The sequence below is a fragment of the Mangrovibacterium sp. genome (assembly GCF_059905295.1).
The window spans coordinates 1-16,257 of record NZ_JBZQJF010000073.1; the positions used below are offsets into that span (position 1 = coordinate 1).

Annotated in this window: 16 protein-coding genes; 11 read left to right on the forward strand and 5 right to left on the reverse strand. The window is 45.5% G+C overall.

The features are described 5' to 3' along the window. A partial coding sequence (locus AC37HE_RS03935; protein ID WP_500781482.1) for an arsenate reductase family protein occupies window positions 1-385 on the forward strand: 385 nt, incomplete at its 5' end. Here AC37HE_RS03935 and AC37HE_RS03940 read toward each other — a convergent pair. From AC37HE_RS03940 to AC37HE_RS03955, 4 genes are all read right to left on the reverse strand, one after another. Continuing rightward, window positions 382-708, reverse strand: coding sequence for a hypothetical protein (locus AC37HE_RS03940; protein WP_500781483.1), 327 nt, complete (start codon window positions 706-708; stop codon window positions 382-384). The two genes, AC37HE_RS03935 and AC37HE_RS03940, sit on opposite strands and share 4 nt — an antisense overlap. Window positions 709-902: 194 nt before the next feature. Further along, on the reverse strand, window positions 903-1,793 hold the full coding sequence (gene ygiD, locus AC37HE_RS03945; RefSeq protein WP_500781484.1) for a 4,5-DOPA-extradiol-dioxygenase: 891 nt from the start codon (window positions 1,791-1,793) through the stop codon (window positions 903-905). Window positions 1,794-1,805: 12 nt separating this feature from the next. Next, window positions 1,806-2,333 (reverse strand): YceI family protein, encoded by a 528-nt coding sequence (locus AC37HE_RS03950; RefSeq protein WP_500781485.1) that lies wholly within the window; start codon window positions 2,331-2,333, stop codon window positions 1,806-1,808. A gap of 106 nt (window positions 2,334-2,439) precedes the next feature. After that, window positions 2,440-3,270, reverse strand: coding sequence for a helix-turn-helix domain-containing protein (locus AC37HE_RS03955; RefSeq protein ID WP_500781486.1), 831 nt, complete (start codon window positions 3,268-3,270; stop codon window positions 2,440-2,442). A gap of 237 nt (window positions 3,271-3,507) precedes the next feature. Here AC37HE_RS03955 and AC37HE_RS03960 point away from each other — a divergent pair, with 237 nt between their 5' ends. The 9 genes from AC37HE_RS03960 (at window position 3,508) to AC37HE_RS04000 (ending at window position 14,463) form a co-directional block, all read left to right on the forward strand. Further along, complete coding sequence (locus AC37HE_RS03960) at window positions 3,508-5,067, forward strand: carboxyl transferase domain-containing protein (RefSeq protein WP_500781487.1); 1,560 nt, start codon at window positions 3,508-3,510, stop codon at window positions 5,065-5,067. 14 nt (window positions 5,068-5,081) lie between these two features. Further along, a complete protein-coding gene (locus AC37HE_RS03965) occupies window positions 5,082-5,888 on the forward strand; it encodes an enoyl-CoA hydratase-related protein (RefSeq protein ID WP_500781488.1) in 807 nt (268 codons plus the stop codon). After that, window positions 5,885-7,852, forward strand: coding sequence for an acetyl/propionyl/methylcrotonyl-CoA carboxylase subunit alpha (locus AC37HE_RS03970; protein WP_500781489.1), 1,968 nt, complete (start codon window positions 5,885-5,887; stop codon window positions 7,850-7,852). Before AC37HE_RS03965 ends, AC37HE_RS03970 begins: the two co-directional genes overlap by 4 nt. Window positions 7,853-7,930: 78 nt before the next feature. Further along, a complete protein-coding gene (locus AC37HE_RS03975; RefSeq protein ID WP_500781490.1) occupies window positions 7,931-9,091 on the forward strand; it encodes an acyl-CoA dehydrogenase family protein in 1,161 nt (386 codons plus the stop codon). A 173-nt stretch (window positions 9,092-9,264) separates the two neighbouring features. Then, window positions 9,265-10,275 carry a beta/alpha barrel domain-containing protein gene (locus tag AC37HE_RS03980; protein WP_500781491.1) on the forward strand — a complete coding sequence of 337 codons (1,011 nt, stop codon included), beginning with the start codon at window positions 9,265-9,267 and terminating at the stop codon, window positions 10,273-10,275. Further along, entirely contained in the window at window positions 10,262-11,587 is a 1,326-nt protein-coding gene (locus tag AC37HE_RS03985; protein ID WP_500781492.1) for a hydroxymethylglutaryl-CoA reductase, read from the forward strand. The genes AC37HE_RS03980 and AC37HE_RS03985 overlap by 14 nt, the downstream gene beginning before the upstream one ends. After that, complete coding sequence (locus AC37HE_RS03990) at window positions 11,571-12,506, forward strand: GYDIA family GHMP kinase (RefSeq protein WP_500781493.1); 936 nt, start codon at window positions 11,571-11,573, stop codon at window positions 12,504-12,506. The genes AC37HE_RS03985 and AC37HE_RS03990 overlap by 17 nt, the downstream gene beginning before the upstream one ends. Before the next feature lie 7 nt (window positions 12,507-12,513). Further along, the gene (mvaD, locus tag AC37HE_RS03995; RefSeq protein ID WP_500781494.1) at window positions 12,514-13,545 is read left to right on the forward strand and encodes a diphosphomevalonate decarboxylase; all 1,032 of its coding nucleotides are present in this window, start codon (window positions 12,514-12,516) and stop codon (window positions 13,543-13,545) included. Window positions 13,546-13,548: 3 nt separating this feature from the next. Then, complete coding sequence (locus tag AC37HE_RS04000; protein ID WP_500781495.1) at window positions 13,549-14,463, forward strand: mevalonate kinase family protein; 915 nt, start codon at window positions 13,549-13,551, stop codon at window positions 14,461-14,463. 39 nt (window positions 14,464-14,502) lie between these two features. Here AC37HE_RS04000 and AC37HE_RS04005 read toward each other — a convergent pair whose 3' ends face one another. After that, on the reverse strand, window positions 14,503-15,639 hold the full coding sequence (locus tag AC37HE_RS04005; protein WP_500781496.1) for a PSP1 domain-containing protein: 1,137 nt from the start codon (window positions 15,637-15,639) through the stop codon (window positions 14,503-14,505). A gap of 184 nt (window positions 15,640-15,823) precedes the next feature. On the opposite strand from AC37HE_RS04005, the gene AC37HE_RS04010 reads away from it, so the two are divergent. Further along, window positions 15,824-16,219, forward strand: coding sequence for a DUF1761 domain-containing protein (locus tag AC37HE_RS04010; RefSeq protein ID WP_500781497.1), 396 nt, complete (start codon window positions 15,824-15,826; stop codon window positions 16,217-16,219). Window positions 16,220-16,257 lie beyond the last annotated feature (38 nt).

Sequence of the window (16,257 nt, forward strand, 5' to 3'; positions counted from 1 at the left end):
CTATCTTCCCGCCACCAAAAAACAAAAAACAATGCAACGAAAAGTCTATTATTTGTCGACCTGCGATACATGTAAACGAATTATGAAGGAAGTTGGCGTGGACGACAGCTTTGAACAACAGGATATTAAGTTTAGCCCCGTCACTGAGGAACAGGTAGATGGTTTCTACAAACATACCGGTAGTTACGAGGAGCTGATCAACAAGCGTGCCCGTAAATTGAAAGATGTGCTGGCAGAAAATCCGGTGAGTGCCGATGCCGATTATAAGAAGCTTTTGCTGATGGACTACACCTTCCTGAAACGGCCGGTATTCGAAATTGATGGAAAACTGTTTGTCGGAAATGCGAAGAAAACGGTTGAGGCGATAAAAAGCGTATTGTATTAATTCCTGCGATTTACATTGCCCGACAGAACGTTTCCCTCGCCCGACAGTGTATTTACATTGCCCGGTGGAATGTTTTCGTCGTTTGATAGAGCTTCGGAATCGTTCGACAGCATCCTGGAATCATCCGAAAGAACGTTGGAATTGTTTGACAGAACCCTGGAATCATCCGACAGAGCATTGGAATTATCCGATAAAAAGTTGGAGTCGTTCGACAGCATCCTGGAATCGTCCGATAGAACGTTGGAATTGTTTGACAGGACCCTGGAATCATCCGACAGAGCATTGGAATTATCCGATAAAAGGTTGGAATCATTCGACAGCATCCTGGAATCGTCCGACAGAACGTTGGAATCGTTTGACAGGACCCTGGAATCGTCAGGTAGTGTTCCGAATAGTGTCTCAGATTTTTTGTGAATTGACAAAAAAGAGGCGCCTTTCGGCAACCTCTTTTGGTCTTACCCCCGCATTGCTATACGGTCCTTCAAATGTCTATTGTAAGTTTTCAGTGGAATCTTGTTTACGATTTCTGAATGTGTACAGAGGTCATGCTCAACGAACCGGCCATGGCCTTGTCGTTGAAAAGTGTTATTTCTTCTTTCTCCTCTTTTAAGCCAAGCACATATAGCAGCGGCAAAAAGTGATCGGGGCTGGGAATGGCTAATTTGAATGCTGTTCCTTGCTTTTGATAATCGATCAAAGCCTGGTGGTTACCATTCATAATCCATTCATTCATTTGTTTGCGGGCTTCCTCAGCCCAATCGTAGCCGAAGCCAATGTCATTCATGCGGTTCCAGTCGACCATCCGCAGATTGTGCACCAGGTTACCGCTACCGATAATCAGCACTCCTTTGCGCCGCAGTGCGGCAAGCTCGCGTCCCAGCTCATAGTGGTATTGGGGCCCTTTGGTGTAGTCAATGCTCATTTCCACAACGGGAATGTCGGCATTGGGGTAGAGGTGTCGGATTACACTCCACGCGCCGTGGTCGAGTCCCCATTGATCGGTTAGCCCGGCGTTGGTGCTGGTAACCAGCTGTTTTACCTCCTGTGCCAGTTCGGGACTGCCCGGTGCCGGGTACTGAACTTCGTACAGAGCTTTCGGGAAACCTCCGAAATCGTGGATGGTCTCCGGATGTTCCATGGCTGTCAGAAAGGTTCCTCGCGTTTCCCAGTGTGCCGAGATCACCAAAATAGCTTTTGGCTTTTCAATTTTTGTACTGATGTCGTGGAAACTCCTGGTGAATTCGTTGTCCTCAATGGCATTCATCGGGCTGCCATGTCCAAGGAACAGCAGGGGCATTTGCTCCGTGCTGTCAAAGGACGATGTTATCTTGTTTAATTCATTTAATTTCATGGCTGCTCCAGTTAAAGGAAGTAAGGACAGAGTTTTCAGAAATTGTTTCCGTTCCATACTTCAGTTAATTTACGATACTTGTTTTACAAATTGCATTTCAGCCTGGATTTTCACATCTTCACTTACCAGTACACCGCCGGTTTCCAGTGCTGCGTTCCAGTTAAGGCCCCAGTCTTTGCGGTTAATTTTACCTGCTAACGAGAATCCTGCTTTTTCATTTCCCCATGGGTCTTTGTTAATACCACCAAATTCGACATCGAAAGTTACTTCCTTGGCCACTCCTTTAATGGTTAATAAACCAGTCAGTTTGTATTCGTAATCGTCTGTTTTTTTGAAAGATTTTCCTTCGAACTTCAGTTCTCCATAGTTTTCCACATCAAAGAAGTCGGCACTTTTCAAGTGGTTGTCACGGTCCACACTGTTGGTGGAAATTGAAGTAGCTTCGATGACTGCGTTGATTTTTGCCTTTTCGAAATCTTCACCGTCAACGGATGCTGAAAAGGATGTAAACTCACCTCGTACATTCGAGATCATCATGTGTTTTACTTTGAATGTCAATTCGCTGTGTGTCGGGTCTAATGTCCAAATAGTTTTCATTTTCTTCTAGTTTTAAATTGTTTCTACTTTGTTTCGTTTTGTTGATACAAAGTTGCAACAAAGCCCCGCGCAGGGGGTAACACTTTTCGGAAAATGAGTGATAGATTTAGGAAATCAGCTTTTGCATCTCCTTTCGGAACTCGCTTGGTGTTTGGCCTGCTTTGCGTTTAAATACGCTGGTGAAGTACGATTTCTCGTTGTATCCCAGTTCGAAACCAATCTCGGCAATGGTCTTGTCGGTTGTCAGCAGCAGGTTCTTGGCTTCAATCAATTTGCGGGTTTCAATTAGTTCCGATACACTTTGCTGCATGATGTTTTGGCAGATGATGTTGAGGTTGCGGCTACTCATAAACAGCTTCTCGGCGTAAAACTCGACACCCTCGGGGCGGCGAAAGTTCTCCTCCAGGGTTAGCAGGAATGTTTTGAAGGTCGAGCTCTGGGTTTTTACCAGTTGCGATTGCGGTTCCTGCTTCTTACGCTCAGCCTCGACCATGGTAAACAAGGCACTCAGCAAATGGCGGATGATTGAATAATCCGGAGCCGGCTCCCTGGCCTCTGCGTCCATCAGCTCGCACATTGTTTCCAGCCGATTGAAACAGCGGTCAGTTGGAAGTGCGATGGTTGCATTATTATGGTAGTAGGCATATAGCTGGAAAGTCGTTTCAGGGACGAACTCACTTCGAAAACGAATGGCCCAGATTTTACATTTGCCATCCTTCATATAAGGGATTACCCGGTGAACTTTACCTTTCGTTATAAAGCTGATGTAGGGAGCATCTACCTTGGTTGATTCAAAATCGATGAAGTGTTCTAACTGCCCCTCAATACCGATCAGAAGTTCTTCGTAATCGTGGGTGTGCGGTTCGTTCTCCGACGCTTGTATCCGCTCCACATCTTCGGGGTGAAGCTGAAATATATCGAATGTTTCCCTCATCATACTTAGAGTTATTACGTGCCTGCCAAATTTAATAATTACATGGAAGAGATAACTGTTTGTTGACGAATAATTGGTTTCTACGATTTATTTTAAAGTAGCGATCCTGTCCGGCTGTTTTTTCTGTTTTTGTAGAATGAAGTCAATGAGGGGTGAAAAAAGTCGTGTGAAGGATGAACTTCTGTCCGGCTTTTTTGTCCTTATAAGAGATTTTTAAATCTTTTTCTGTTTAACCCCATTATGGAGAAAATTAAACATGAGGCAATGGATGAAGCGATGAAGAATGAGTCCGGTAATTCTACGGATTATCGTTCTGTTATTGCTGAATTTCATCGGCGCGTGGAGGCTGTTAGTTCGCACGGTCCCGAAAAGGCTGTCATCAAGCACCGTGAGCGGGGCAAGCTGCTGGCTCGCGAGCGAATCAACTTGTTGGTTGACCCGCGTTCGCCCTTTGTGGAACTATCATCGTTTGCCGCCTACGGGCAGTATGACGATGCTTTCCCCTCGGCCGGCATTGTAACAGGTATTGGCCTGGTTCATGGCCGTGAGTGCATGATTGTTGCCAATGATGCGACCGTGAAAGGTGGCACTTATATTCGCGAAACAATTCGAAAACATATACGGGCACAGGAAATTGCCATGCAAAACCAATTGCCCTGCATTTACCTGGTGGATTCGGGCGGTATTTTCCTCCCCGAACAAGCACAGGTTTTCCCCGATCGTTTTGACTTTGGGAGGGTATTCTTTAACCAGGCGCGTTTGTCGGCCGAGGGTATTCCGCAAATTGCTGTAGTCATGGGCTCATGCACGGCGGGAGGCGCTTATGTTCCGGCTATGTGCGACGAAACGATTATTGTCCGGAATCAGGGAACCATCTTTATTGGTGGCCCACCCTTGGTGAAAGCTGCTACGGGCGAGGAGGTTTCTGCTGAAGATCTTGGTGGTGGCGACGTGCATACCAAAATTTCGGGTGTTGCCGACCATTTAGCGGACGACGATGTACATGCGTTGCGTATTTGCCGTGACCTGGTATCGGGTTTACCTCGGGTGACGAAGCGTGAAATCGATGTAGCCGAGACTGTAGAGCCTGAGTTTCCGGCGGAAGAGTTGTACAATTATGTGTCGACCGATCTGAAAAAACGCATTGATGTAAATGCAATTACCAAACGGTTGGTTGATGGCGGAACATTTCAGGAGTTTAAGGCAGAATATGGCAAAACTTTAATGACAGGTTTTGCTCGTATAAAGGGAATTCCGGTCGGGATTTTGGGAAACCAAAGTTTCCTGACTGCCGAAGCAGCACGTAAAGGTGCTCATTTTATTCAATTGTGTAATCAACGACAAATTCCGCTTTTGTTTTTGCAGAATATCAGTGGTTTTATTGTCGGTAAGAAATACGAACACGAAGGTATTGCCCGCGATGGCGCCAAGCTGATCAATGCTGTGGCAAACGCCTCCGTTCCTAAAATTACGCTGGTTGTTGGTGGTTCCTTTGGTGCAGGAAATTATGCCATGGCCGGCCGCGCTTACGATCCTGATTTTCTGCTGATGTGGCCACACTCGCGCATTGCCGTGATGGGCGGCGAGCAGGCCTCAGGTGTGTTGCAAACTATTGGCGGTAAGGAAAATAGTTTAATTGAGCAGTTTGAGCAGGAGAGTACGGCTTACTTCAGCTCGTCGCGCCTGTGGGACGATGGTATTTTCGATCCTGTGGATACACGCGATTTGCTGGGCTTTTTATTTCGGGTGACGCTGAATCAGCCGGTACGGGAGGCTCATTATGGTGTGTTTAGAATGTAAGAAAGGAGAGAGTAATGAAAGAATATCAAAATATTAAGGTGCTGATCAGCCATGGGCAGGCAACTATTTTGTTGAACCGTCCGGAGCAGCACAATGCCTTGAATCCGGCAATGATTGCGGATTTACATGGGGTGCTAGACGAACTTGCTTTGAATGATGAAATCAACTTTGTGGTTTTTGCCGGCGAAGGTCGTTCGTTTTGTGCCGGAGCCGACATCAACTGGTTTGCCAATGCTGTGAACCGTGAGAAATCGGAAAACTGGCAGGAGTATTTGCAAATGGCCGATCTGCTGAAAAAGGTTTACAACTTCCCGAAAGTGACCATCGCTGCTGCCCATAAAAATGTACTTGGTGGCGCAAATGGATTAATCTCGGCTTGCGATTTTGTCATTGCCGAGCAATCGACAGCCTTTGCTTTTGGAGAGGTGAAGCTGGGAATTATTCCTGCAACGATTTTACCGTTTGTGGCTAAGCGATTATCAACCCAAAACTTGAAAAAGTTGATGTTTTCAGGTGAACGTATTTGGACCAGTGAGGCTCATACAATTGGGTTAGTTGACATGGTGGCTGAGGATGGCAAACGCCTGCAAGTCGTTGATAAGTTGATCAGCGAGCTGCAAAATGTTTCCCCTAATGCATTGAAAGCCTGCAAACAGCTCATCCTGAAAGTAAACTCGGGAGAGGTAAGCACCGACAGCAGTGAATATACGGCAGCTGTTCTGGCTGATTTGGTTGAGTCGGAAGAAGGGCAGGAAGGTCTGCGCGCATTTTTGGAAAAACGAAAACCGGATTGGACAGCATTAAAAGTGAGTGAAAATTGAGAAGGAAATTTCATAAAATATTCATTGCAAACCGGGGCGAGATTGCTGTGCGGATTATTCGAACAGCCCGCCTATTGGGCATCCGAACAGTAGCAGTTTATGCTTCGGATGATGTGCAATCGCTTCATGTGTCTCTGGCGGATGAAGCTTTTTTATTAGACGGAAATTCTCTGGCTGAGACTTATCTAAATCAGCAAAAGTTGCTTGCTCTTGCAAAGCAAGCTGGTGCTGATGCCATTCATCCGGGCTACGGATTTTTGTCCGAAAATGCGCCTTTTGCCCGGCTGGTTGAAGAGGCTGGTATTGCTTTTATTGGAGCAACACCGGAGCAGATCAGCTTGATGGGAGAGAAAACCAGGGCCATTGATTTTGTGAGTCAGTTGGGGGTTCCGGTTTTGCCGGGTGTGCGTGGTTCTCTGGAGAAGATTATGGAGAATGCCGAGTTGCTGGATTTTCCGGTTTTGGTCAAAGCGGCAGCCGGAGGAGGTGGAAGAGGAATGCAGATTGTGCAGCAAGCAGAGGACTTGTCTTCAGCCTTGCAGCAGGCCCAACGTCAGGCGTTGGAGTATTTCAGCAATGGTGAACTGTTTGTTGAGAAATATTTGCCTAAAGCCCGCCACGTTGAAGTCCAACTGATGGGTGATGGTCGTGGTAAGGCTGTTCACCTGTTCGAGCGCGATTGCAGTTTGCAACGTCGTTATCAGAAAGTCGTCGAGGAAGCTCCGGCTCCTAATCTGTTACCGGAAACCCGGAAGAACCTTCATCAATATGCCCTGCAGATAGCGCAGGCTGCGAACTATCGCGGTGCAGGAACAATTGAGTTTTTAGTTGACGAACAGCAACAATGCTGGTTTTTGGAGATGAACACGCGATTGCAGGTAGAACACCCGGTTACCGAAGCCATTACCGGATTGGATTTGGTAGAATGGCAGTTCGAGATTGCAGCCGGCAATGGTTTGCCCTTGCCACAAGCAGATATTCAGTTGTGCGGACATGCGATTGAAGTGCGTGTTTGTGCTGAAGACCCGGCTCATCAATTTGTACCTTCCTCTGGGACGGTTGCTGCGGTGCAGGTTCCGCAACAAGTGCGTTGGGATAGCTTTATCTCGGAAGGTAGCTTATTGTCTTCAGCCTACGATAGCATGCTTGGTAAATTAATCGTTCATGCTCCCGACCGAAAGCAGGCGATTAGTCAGATGGCACAGTCGCTGGATTCCATTTTGTTGGGTGGTATTAAAACAAACCAGTCATTCCTGAAGTCCTTGATTCAACTGGAGGCATTCCGTGAAATGAAGATTCATACCAAATACATTGAGCAAAATTTGCCCGAGCTGTTAACCGGATTGGAACAGTCTAAAACGGCAGTTGCTAAGCTGCTTCCTGCAACTGCTTATGTGTTGCACCATTTTATGCGGGAATCGCAGTCCGGTAACCCTGGTTATTGGCGAATTAACCCAGCTTTTGAGCTTGAGGTGGATGGTAAGAGCTGCTCCCTCAAACTTCAGAAAACAGGAAAAGGATATCAAATTAAATCTAAAAATGAACCGCTTTTGCTGAACGATGTTCATTACTCTGGCCATCGCGTTTCTTTTAGACTAGACGGGCAGGAGTATGCTGCTTTTTGTGTCGATCAGGAGAGTTCGACCTTGGTGCAGTTTGGAACCTGTCGGTTTGAATTGACCAGTCGCCATGTTCTGTCCCAGGTTAAGCTGAATAAACAATCGGTGGGAAGAAATGGTGAGTCGCAGTCGCGCATTGTCGCCGATCTGTTTGGAAAGGTTATTGACGTTTTTGTTGCACCGGGTGAGCAGTTGAAGAAAGGTCAAAATCTGCTGGTGATTGAGTCTATGAAAACCGAGTTTATGATTCAAAGTCCGGTGGATGCCATTGTGAAGAAGATTCATGTGGAAAAAGGGAAGCTGGTGCAGGATAAGGAGGTTTTGGTTGATCTGGAGCAAAATTAACTTCAGAATAGAAAGGACATTTTGACGAACAAACAACATAAAATTCCGGGTAGCTATACCCGTTAGAAAAAACCATTTATGAACGCTTTATTAAAGAAAGTACATCACGAAGTGAGAGCCCGGGTACGAGCTTTTGCTGAAGAAAAGATTAAGCCGGTGATTGGCGAATTTGAGGCTTTGGAGAAGTTCCCAAGTGAATTGGTCAAGTTAATGGCAAGTATTGACGTTTTCGGCATGTATGCTCCGAAAGAGTATGGCGGACAGGATACGGATTACTTGTCGTACATTATTGCTGTTGAGGAATTGGCACGGGTTGACAGCTCAATGGCCGCAACCCTGGCAGCGCACAACTCGCTGGGAATTGGTCCGATTTTAACCTTTGGCACCGAAGCCCAAAAGCAGAAGTATATTCCGCAATTATGCACGGCCGAAAATTTGTGGGGTTTCGGTCTTACGGAGGAAAATGCGGGTTCCGATGCTCAGGGTGTTGAAACACAGGCAGTGGAAAACGAGAAAGGATGGCTTGTGAATGGCCATAAAAAATACATTACCAATGCGGCCTCGGACATGGTGGCGGGGATTAGTTTTGTTGCACAGACAGGCATGCGCCCGGACGGAAAGAAAGAATTTACCACTTTTCTGGTTCCGAGAGGAACATCGGGCTATACCACCGAATTTATGAAACAAAAGTTTCTGTGGCGTGCTGCTGATAATGGCATGGTTTACTTCAAGGATGTCCAAATTCCGGCTGAAGACCAGTTGGGTGAGCGCGGACAAGGCATTAAAGTGATGCTGAAAACGATTGATTCCGGTCGGCTGTCAATTGCAGCCATGGGACTTGGTCTGGCGCAAGGTGCTTACGAGATGGCCGTTGCTTTTGCAAAGAAACGCAAGCAGTTTGGACAGGCAATTTCAGGCTTTCAGTCCATTGCTTTTAAATTGGCCGATATGGCTACCAAAATTGAAGCAGCCCGAAATCTGCTGTATAATGCTTGCTGGTTAAAGGATAACGATCAGGCATATGGCACGCCGGCAGCCATGGCAAAATTATATTGTGCTGAAGTTGCCAGTGACGTTGCAAGCGAGGCGATGCAGATTTTTGGTGGTGCCGGCTTTTTCCGGAACGATGAATTCCCGATCGAACGCTTCTTCCGTGATCAGCGATTGTTATCGATTGGTGAAGGAACTTCAGAAGTGTTGCGGATGGTTATTTCCCGGAGCATCCTGAAAGAGAAGTAGGGCAATCAATCATGCAATAAGAGTCATCCCGAACATGTTTCAGGATCTGATCCTCAACTCAGGAGATCCTGATAGAACTTGAGGATGACGTGCCCATAACATATTTTGAACTAAATGTTAAGGAATAGGCAAATGCAATAGTTACATTTGCCTGTTACCTTTTATAGACGCAAATGGAAAAAGACCGCAAACTCGAGCACATTCAAATGGCCTACGATTCGCAAACCGGTTATCCGGAGCAGGATCGTCGGTTTATTTACGAACCGCTGTTATCAGCTCACCCGAATCAGGAGCCTAAAGCATTTTCTTTTTTAGGGAAAATGATGAAAGCACCTTTGTGGGTTTCGAGTATGACCGGCGGAACGGGCATCGCCAAAACCATTAATCGCAATCTGGCTGAAGCCACTCGCGAGTTTGGTTTGGGAATGGGCTTGGGCTCGTGTCGAAAAATTCTTTTCGGTAAAACCGATTGGGAAGATTTTGATGTAAGAGATATCATCGGGCCTGATCAACCGTTTTGGGCTAACCTTGGCGTAGCGCAGGTTGAGCAACTGTTGGCCAATAAACAAGAGCAGGCGATAGTTGATTTGGTTGGAAAATTGCGAGCCGATGGATTGATTATACATGTTAACCCGCTGCAGGAATGGTTCCAACCTGAAGGCGATCATATTTCGAAAGCTCCCTTGGAAACAATTCAGGAGCTGATGAGCCGTATTCAGATGCCTGTGATTGTGAAAGAGGTCGGGCAGGGAATGGGGTGTGAAAGCTTAAAAGAGTTGTTGCAGTTGCCTTTGGAAGCCATTGAGTTTGCTGCCTATGGAGGAACTAACTTCTCGAAGCTGGAGATGATGCGTCAGGATGAAGCGTTGAATCAGCTTTATCATCCATTTGCGTTTGTCGGGCAAACTGCCAACCAGATGTTGCGCGATGTGAACAGCCTGGTTGAGGAACAACAGCCTGCCTGTAAGTCGGTGATTCTCTCAGGTGGGGTGAAAAACTACCTTGATGGCTATTACCTGGTATCCAAAAGCAAGTTGCCTGCGGTTTTCGGGATGGCCTCGGGTGTGTTGAAACATGCAACCGGAGATTATGCTGAGTTGAAGAGTTATATCGAAAATTTGCTGAAAGCTTATCGATTGGCAGAAGCTTATTTACGTGTAAACCCAAATTATGAAGGACAATAAACCAATAACCGGATTCTCGAAACTCAATAAACCCCAAAAGATTGACTGGCTGATTCAACAAATAGGATTGAACTCAGACACCGCTTCTTTTTTGGCTGATTTTGAATCGAAAAATCAGGATGCACAGGATGTGATTGCCGATTTGAGCGAGAATCATTTGTCTAATTTTCATTTTCCGTTTTCGGTAGCACCCAATTTTTTGGTGAATGACCGCTATCATGTTTTCCCTTTTGTAACCGAGGAAAGTTCGGTTGTTGCAGCCTTAGCTAAGGCGGCAGGTTTTTGGGCAAAGCGAGGAGGTTTTCATGCTGAAATACTCGGGACTGAAAAGAAAGGACAATTACATTTTTTGTGGAAGGGCAATTCGGAGAAGCTGAGGCTTCATTTTGATCAAATTGAAGAACGACTGCGAAAGGATACAGCTGCCATTACACAAAAAATGGAGAAGCGTGGAGGTGGAATTAAAACGATTCAGCTTCAATATTTACCCGAAATATTACCGGATTACTACCAGTTGGATGTTGCTTTTGAGACACGCGATGCGATGGGAGCTAACTTTATCAATTCGTGCTTAGAGCAATTGGGGAAAAGCCTGGCCTTGTGGGTTGCTGAACAAGCGGATTGGACTGCTGAAGAGCGCAAGCTTGAAATTATAATGGCTATTCTTTCAAACTATGTTCCCGATAGTCGGGTTCGCGTTTGGGTGGAATGCCCGGTGGAGCAACTGTCCGAGACGAATGATTCAGATGCTGCCCGTCAGTTTGCTGAAAAGTTTGTACGTGCTGTGCATATTTCACGCAACGATGTTTCGCGAGCAGTCACGCATAATAAAGGCATTTTCAATGGTGTAGATGCCCTGGCCCTGGCAACGGGAAACGATTTCAGGGCTATTGAGGCCGGGGGGCATGCTTTTGCTGCGCGCAATGGCCAGTACGCAGGCTTAAGTGAAGCCCGAATTGAAAATGGAAAATTTCGTTTTTCCATGGAACTTTCGTTGGCAGTAGGTGTTGTTGGGGGGGTAACTGCTTTGCACCCGATGGCCCGGCTGGCAATGCAGATTTTGGAGCAACCTTCAGCCGAAGAGTTGATGCAATACCTGGCGGTTGCTGGTCTGGCATCAAACTGGTCAGCCGTTCGGGCATTGGTTACTACTGGTATTCAGCAGGGCCACATGAAGATGCACCTAAGCAATATTTTAAATACACTAAAGGCGACGGATGAACAAAAAGCCTCCGCCAGACTTTATTTTGATAAGAAGGAAGTTAGTTTTTCCGAAGTAGAGCAATTTCTGAAAAATGATGCAGGAAATTAAAGTGATAAAAGAAAGTTACCATGCACATGGTAAGTTGTTGTTGACAGGTGAGTACTTTGTCCTTTGGGGAGCAAAATCGATTGCTTTACCATTGCAGTATGGTCAACGGATGGAGGTAAGCCAAGGCAAAGAAGAGGGAATCCTGAGCTGGAAAGCTTTTATGCAGGAGGGATTATGGTTTTCCTGTGATTTGCAGATGCCAAATTTTGAAATCGTCAATAGCTCCGACCCTGAAAAAGCAGCTATCCTTCAGGAAACATTTTTGGCCATTCGCGAGCTGAACCCCGGTTTTTATCCGGGCAATTCGTTGGATGTACATACCCGCATCGATTTCAATAATCAATGGGGACTGGGAAGTAGTAGCACCTTAATAGCCAACCTGGCCAATTGGGCTCAAGTTGATGCTTTTAAGCTGAACGAGATGATTTTTCATGGCAGTGGCTTCGATATTGCCTGTGCGAAAGCTGACGGGCCGATCTTCTATGCCAGAAAACAACAGCCCGAACCCATCGATTTGAATTATCCGTTTCTCGATAATCTTTATTTTATCTATTCAGGTTCCAAAAAAAGTACCCGCAATGAAGTGCGTCGCTTTTTGAATGAAGGGGAAGTTACACAACAACAAGTTGACCGGATGAACCAGCTGTCCGAAGCCTTTGCCAATGCTGATCATTTGGATGACTTCCTGAAACTGATGGCAGAACATGAGCAAATGGTTGGTTCTTTATTGCAGCATCCAACTGTAAAATCGGCTTATTTCTCCGATTTCAATGGTGAGGTGAAGTCGTTGGGTGCCTGGGGAGGCGATTTTTACCTGGTGGCAACGCCCATGAACGACCGGGATGTACTCAATTACTTTAAACAAAAAGGCTTGCGGGTCGTATTCCCATGGAGGGAACTGGTGTTGAACGAACGATAGAACAGTCATGACTACTTATACATCAAATTGGCTTTGCCCGTCGAATATTGCGCTGGTCAAATATTGGGGCAAAAGGCCCGAACAGTTGCCAATGAATCCTTCGCTGAGCTTCAGCTTAAGGCAAGCTCGCACGCATACTTCTGTAACATTGGGGGCGCCAAAAGTGAAGCGATTGGACTTTCTGTTTGAGGGGAAAGAATCGCCTTTTACAGTCCGAATCGAAAAATACCTGGATAAGCTTTCGATTGAACTACCCTGGATTAATGATTATTCCTTTGAAATAACCAGCGAAAATACCTTCCCGCACTCGACCGGAATTGCTTCGTCTGCATCGGCATTCGGTGCCTTAGCGCTTTGTTTAGCCGATCTGAATGCTCAGATTCAGGGTGCCTCGTCTGAAGGTGAAAAGTTCCTGCAGGCTGCATCGCGATTTGCGCGTATGGGAAGCGGCAGTGCTGCCCGCTCCGTTTATGGAGGTTTTGTTTGGTGGGGAAAATCGTCCGTATTGAAAAGCTCAACGGATTGTTATGCCGTTGCTGTATCCGATCAGATTCATGAAAGTTATTTTTCGTTGTGTGATGCGGTATTGTTGGTTGATTCGGAGATGAAAAAGGTCTCAAGCTCAGCAGGACATGAACTTTTAAATTCACACCCATACCGGGAAGCAAGGATAGCGCAGGCCAATCAGGCCATTGAGACGCTTTACGGTTTGATGCAGACGGATGGAAACCGGATGGCCTTTATTGATCTGATTGAACGGGAGGCACTAAGTTTACATGCCTTAATGATGACTTCATCTCCTTCATTTTTGTTATTGAAATCAGGAAGTCTGGAGATCATTGAAAAGATTCGCGAATTTAGGCAGGAAACCGGGTTGCCGGTAGGTTTTACAATTGATGCAGGACCCAATATTCATTTGCTGTATTGGCAAGAAGACCAGGAAGCTGTTCATTCATTCATCAAGAGTGAACTTCTGTACCATACGGAGAATGGTTCGTGGTTGGATGACCGTGTTGGAAACGGGCCTGTAAAACTTTAAACGATGAAGAAATACCCCGCAAAACTTTTGTTGTTTGGCGAATATGGTTTAATGTTTGGCGCACAGGCCCTGGCAATTCCATTTCCTCGCTTTAATGGGTATTTTGCGACATCTCCCATTACCAACCGGACCAGTCAACAAGAAGAAAGTATTACTGAGTTGGGCAAGTTTGCCGACTGGTATCGTTCGGAAAAGGTTGGAGACCAGATGACCTTCCCGCTGCTAATAGAGCTGTTGCAGTCCGATTTAAATAAGGGGGTGTATTTTGAATCCGACATTCCACTGCAATATGGTGTTGGCAGTTCCGGAGCATTGTGTGCCGCTTTATTCGATTGTTACAGCAATTTTTCGAAGCTACATGCGATCGATTCCTTAGATTCGGAATTAATCTCAAAACTTAAAGCGGACTTTGTAATTCTTGAATCTTATTTCCATGGACGGAGTTCCGGGCTGGATCCCTTAGTCGCTTTTTTAAATCGTCCACTTTGGATTGTTGACGGAAAAATTGAATTTGTGGATCTGGCTTTGGAAGAACAGCCCTGGACGGTATATTTGATTGATACTGGAATTACGAGTGCAACTTCTCCTTTGGTGAAGATATTTGTCCGAAAAATGGAGAAAGAGGCTTTTGCATCGCATTTTAGAGAGCATTATCTACCTGTAAATAATAGCCTAATCGATGCTTTTGTGAAAAATGAAGCAGCAAGCTTTTTCGATAGTTTAGTGCAGGTGCATGAATTTCAAATGGAAAATTTCAGTGAGATGCTTCCAGAAGCACAGTTGCCATTGATTCGTGATCTAAGAGAGGAGGGGATTCTTGTGAAATTGCTGGGCTCCGGCGGAGGTGGTTTCTTGATGGCATTTGCTCCCCAAGGAGCTAAATTTACGAAGCTAAAGGAAGGTTTCCGGATTTTCTGATCGGCATCATCAACCCGGAAACCAGGATTCTAAAACTAATTATGCTTTTGTGTTTTGTCTTCTAGGGTTACGTCCTTTCGATCGCTGTCCGTTGTTATTCTGCTGGTTGTTATGTTGCTGATTATTTGGCCTGCGGCGTTTCTTGTTATTTGTCCGCCTTTTTTTATCGACCAAAGTCAGATCAACGGTTCCCACGTTCATTTCATTGGCAGGACTCTCTTCGATATCCATATAGCGATCAAGTGTTGGTTTCTTACCACGTTTATTTAGCTGAATAATTGATTTCACATCTTTCAGATTCAATACAATTGGTTTGTTTGAGTAAGCGTTTTCAACTGTATACCAAATTTTCTTGCTTAAAATGTCTGTTTTAAGATGCTTCGCCAGTCCTTTTTCAGTTTCCAAAGTCAATAACTCTACGGGAAAATCTTCCTGAGCCTCGAGGTAAGTATCGAGCTCGTACATCAGACAGCACTTTAGTTTACCGCACTGTCCTGCCATTTTCTCTGCATTAGGCGAAAGACCTTGTTTTACGGCCGATTCCGAGGTGACACTCGAGAAATCGGTTCTCCAGCTTGAGCAGCAAAGTTCACGTCCGCAGGAGCCAATTCCACCAACGCGTCCTGCTTCCTGACGGGCACCGATTTGTTTCATCTCAACCTTGATCTGAAACTCGCGGGCATAGCGTTTAATTAACTCGCGAAAGTCTACCCGGTTATCTGCGATATAGTAAAAGATAGCCTTTGCTCCGTCTCCCCGAAACTCAATATCTCCGATCTTCATGTCCAGCTTAAGCTCTGCTGCAATTTGCCGTGAGCGAACCATAACGGCATATTCCCGTTTGCGGGCTTGCTCCCATTTTTGTTTGTCGGCGTCAGTGGCTTTGCGGTAAATTTTGTTCCAACTATAACGTTCGGGGCGTTTTACTTTGCGTTCAAACTGTTTCTTTGCCAGTGTTCCGGTAAGAGTCACTACGCCAACATCGTGGCCCGGACTGCAGGCAACAACAACCATATCGCCCACCTTGAGCGATAGCATATCTTCGTTCTTGTAAAAATCTTTATGTGTTCCTTTAAAACGTACTTCAACAATTTTAGTCAAATGGCTGGTATCCGGTAAATCTTTTAACCAGTCATGTGTCGTAAGCATTTCAGGGCGGTTACTGTCCACTTTCATGGCGCATCCATTGCATCCCATATTTTTCCTTTCTTTATTAATTCAGACAAAAATATCTAAAATAAGCAGTTTTCTATATTAATCAAGTCTAAATAAAGAAAATTTTATCGGATGTAACCCCCAATGTGTTTGATTCGAATAAGAAGGAAAAAAAATTATGAATCTGTCGGAAATAATTTCAAACATGAATCTTTGGGCTATTATCGTTGCAGCCTTGAGTACTTTTTTAGTTGGGAGTCTTTGGTATTCACCAACCCTGTTTGGGAAAAAGTGGATGCAATTGAATGGATTTACTGAAGAGACGATTAAAGAAGGGCGCTTCTCAATGGTGACAATCTTTGGTAGTTCTTTTGTTGCAGCGATCATAGCGGCTTTTGCAATGGCTATGTTCATAGGGCCGGAGAGTAGTTTGGGCTTTGGTGTTTTTGCCGGTTTTATGATTGCTATATTTTGGATTGCTACTGCGCGCCTGACAACAGCTTTGTTTGAACAGCAGAAATTAGGGCTCGTTTTGATTCATGTTGGGTACGACCTGGTTTCGTATGTAGTTATGGGAGCCATCGTTGGTGCCTGGAGTTAACGGAGCTTGGGCGTATTTTTTGCTTTGAATGGAAACAT

What these genes read in the sequence shown, in the direction of transcription:
- AC37HE_RS03940 (WP_500781483.1), bottom strand. Translation starts at nt 708, where the DNA reads ATGCTGTCGAATGATTCCAACCTTTTATCGGATAATTCCAATGCTCTG.
- ygiD (WP_500781484.1), bottom strand. Translation starts at nt 1,793, where the DNA reads ATGGAACGGAAACAATTTCTGAAAACTCTGTCCTTACTTCCTTTAACT.
- AC37HE_RS03950 (WP_500781485.1), bottom strand. Translation starts at nt 2,333, where the DNA reads ATGAAAACTATTTGGACATTAGACCCGACACACAGCGAATTGACATTC.
- AC37HE_RS03955 (WP_500781486.1), bottom strand. Translation starts at nt 3,270, where the DNA reads ATGATGAGGGAAACATTCGATATATTTCAGCTTCACCCCGAAGATGTG.
- AC37HE_RS03960 (WP_500781487.1), top strand. Translation starts at nt 3,508, where the DNA reads ATGGAGAAAATTAAACATGAGGCAATGGATGAAGCGATGAAGAATGAG.
- AC37HE_RS03965 (WP_500781488.1), top strand. Translation starts at nt 5,082, where the DNA reads ATGAAAGAATATCAAAATATTAAGGTGCTGATCAGCCATGGGCAGGCA.
- AC37HE_RS03975 (WP_500781490.1), top strand. Translation starts at nt 7,931, where the DNA reads ATGAACGCTTTATTAAAGAAAGTACATCACGAAGTGAGAGCCCGGGTA.
- AC37HE_RS03980 (WP_500781491.1), top strand. Translation starts at nt 9,265, where the DNA reads ATGGAAAAAGACCGCAAACTCGAGCACATTCAAATGGCCTACGATTCG.
- AC37HE_RS03985 (WP_500781492.1), top strand. Translation starts at nt 10,262, where the DNA reads ATGAAGGACAATAAACCAATAACCGGATTCTCGAAACTCAATAAACCC.
- AC37HE_RS03990 (WP_500781493.1), top strand. Translation starts at nt 11,571, where the DNA reads ATGATGCAGGAAATTAAAGTGATAAAAGAAAGTTACCATGCACATGGT.
- mvaD (WP_500781494.1), top strand. Translation starts at nt 12,514, where the DNA reads ATGACTACTTATACATCAAATTGGCTTTGCCCGTCGAATATTGCGCTG.
- AC37HE_RS04000 (WP_500781495.1), top strand. Translation starts at nt 13,549, where the DNA reads ATGAAGAAATACCCCGCAAAACTTTTGTTGTTTGGCGAATATGGTTTA.
- AC37HE_RS04005 (WP_500781496.1), bottom strand. Translation starts at nt 15,639, where the DNA reads ATGAAAGTGGACAGTAACCGCCCTGAAATGCTTACGACACATGACTGG.
- AC37HE_RS04010 (WP_500781497.1), top strand. Translation starts at nt 15,824, where the DNA reads ATGAATCTTTGGGCTATTATCGTTGCAGCCTTGAGTACTTTTTTAGTT.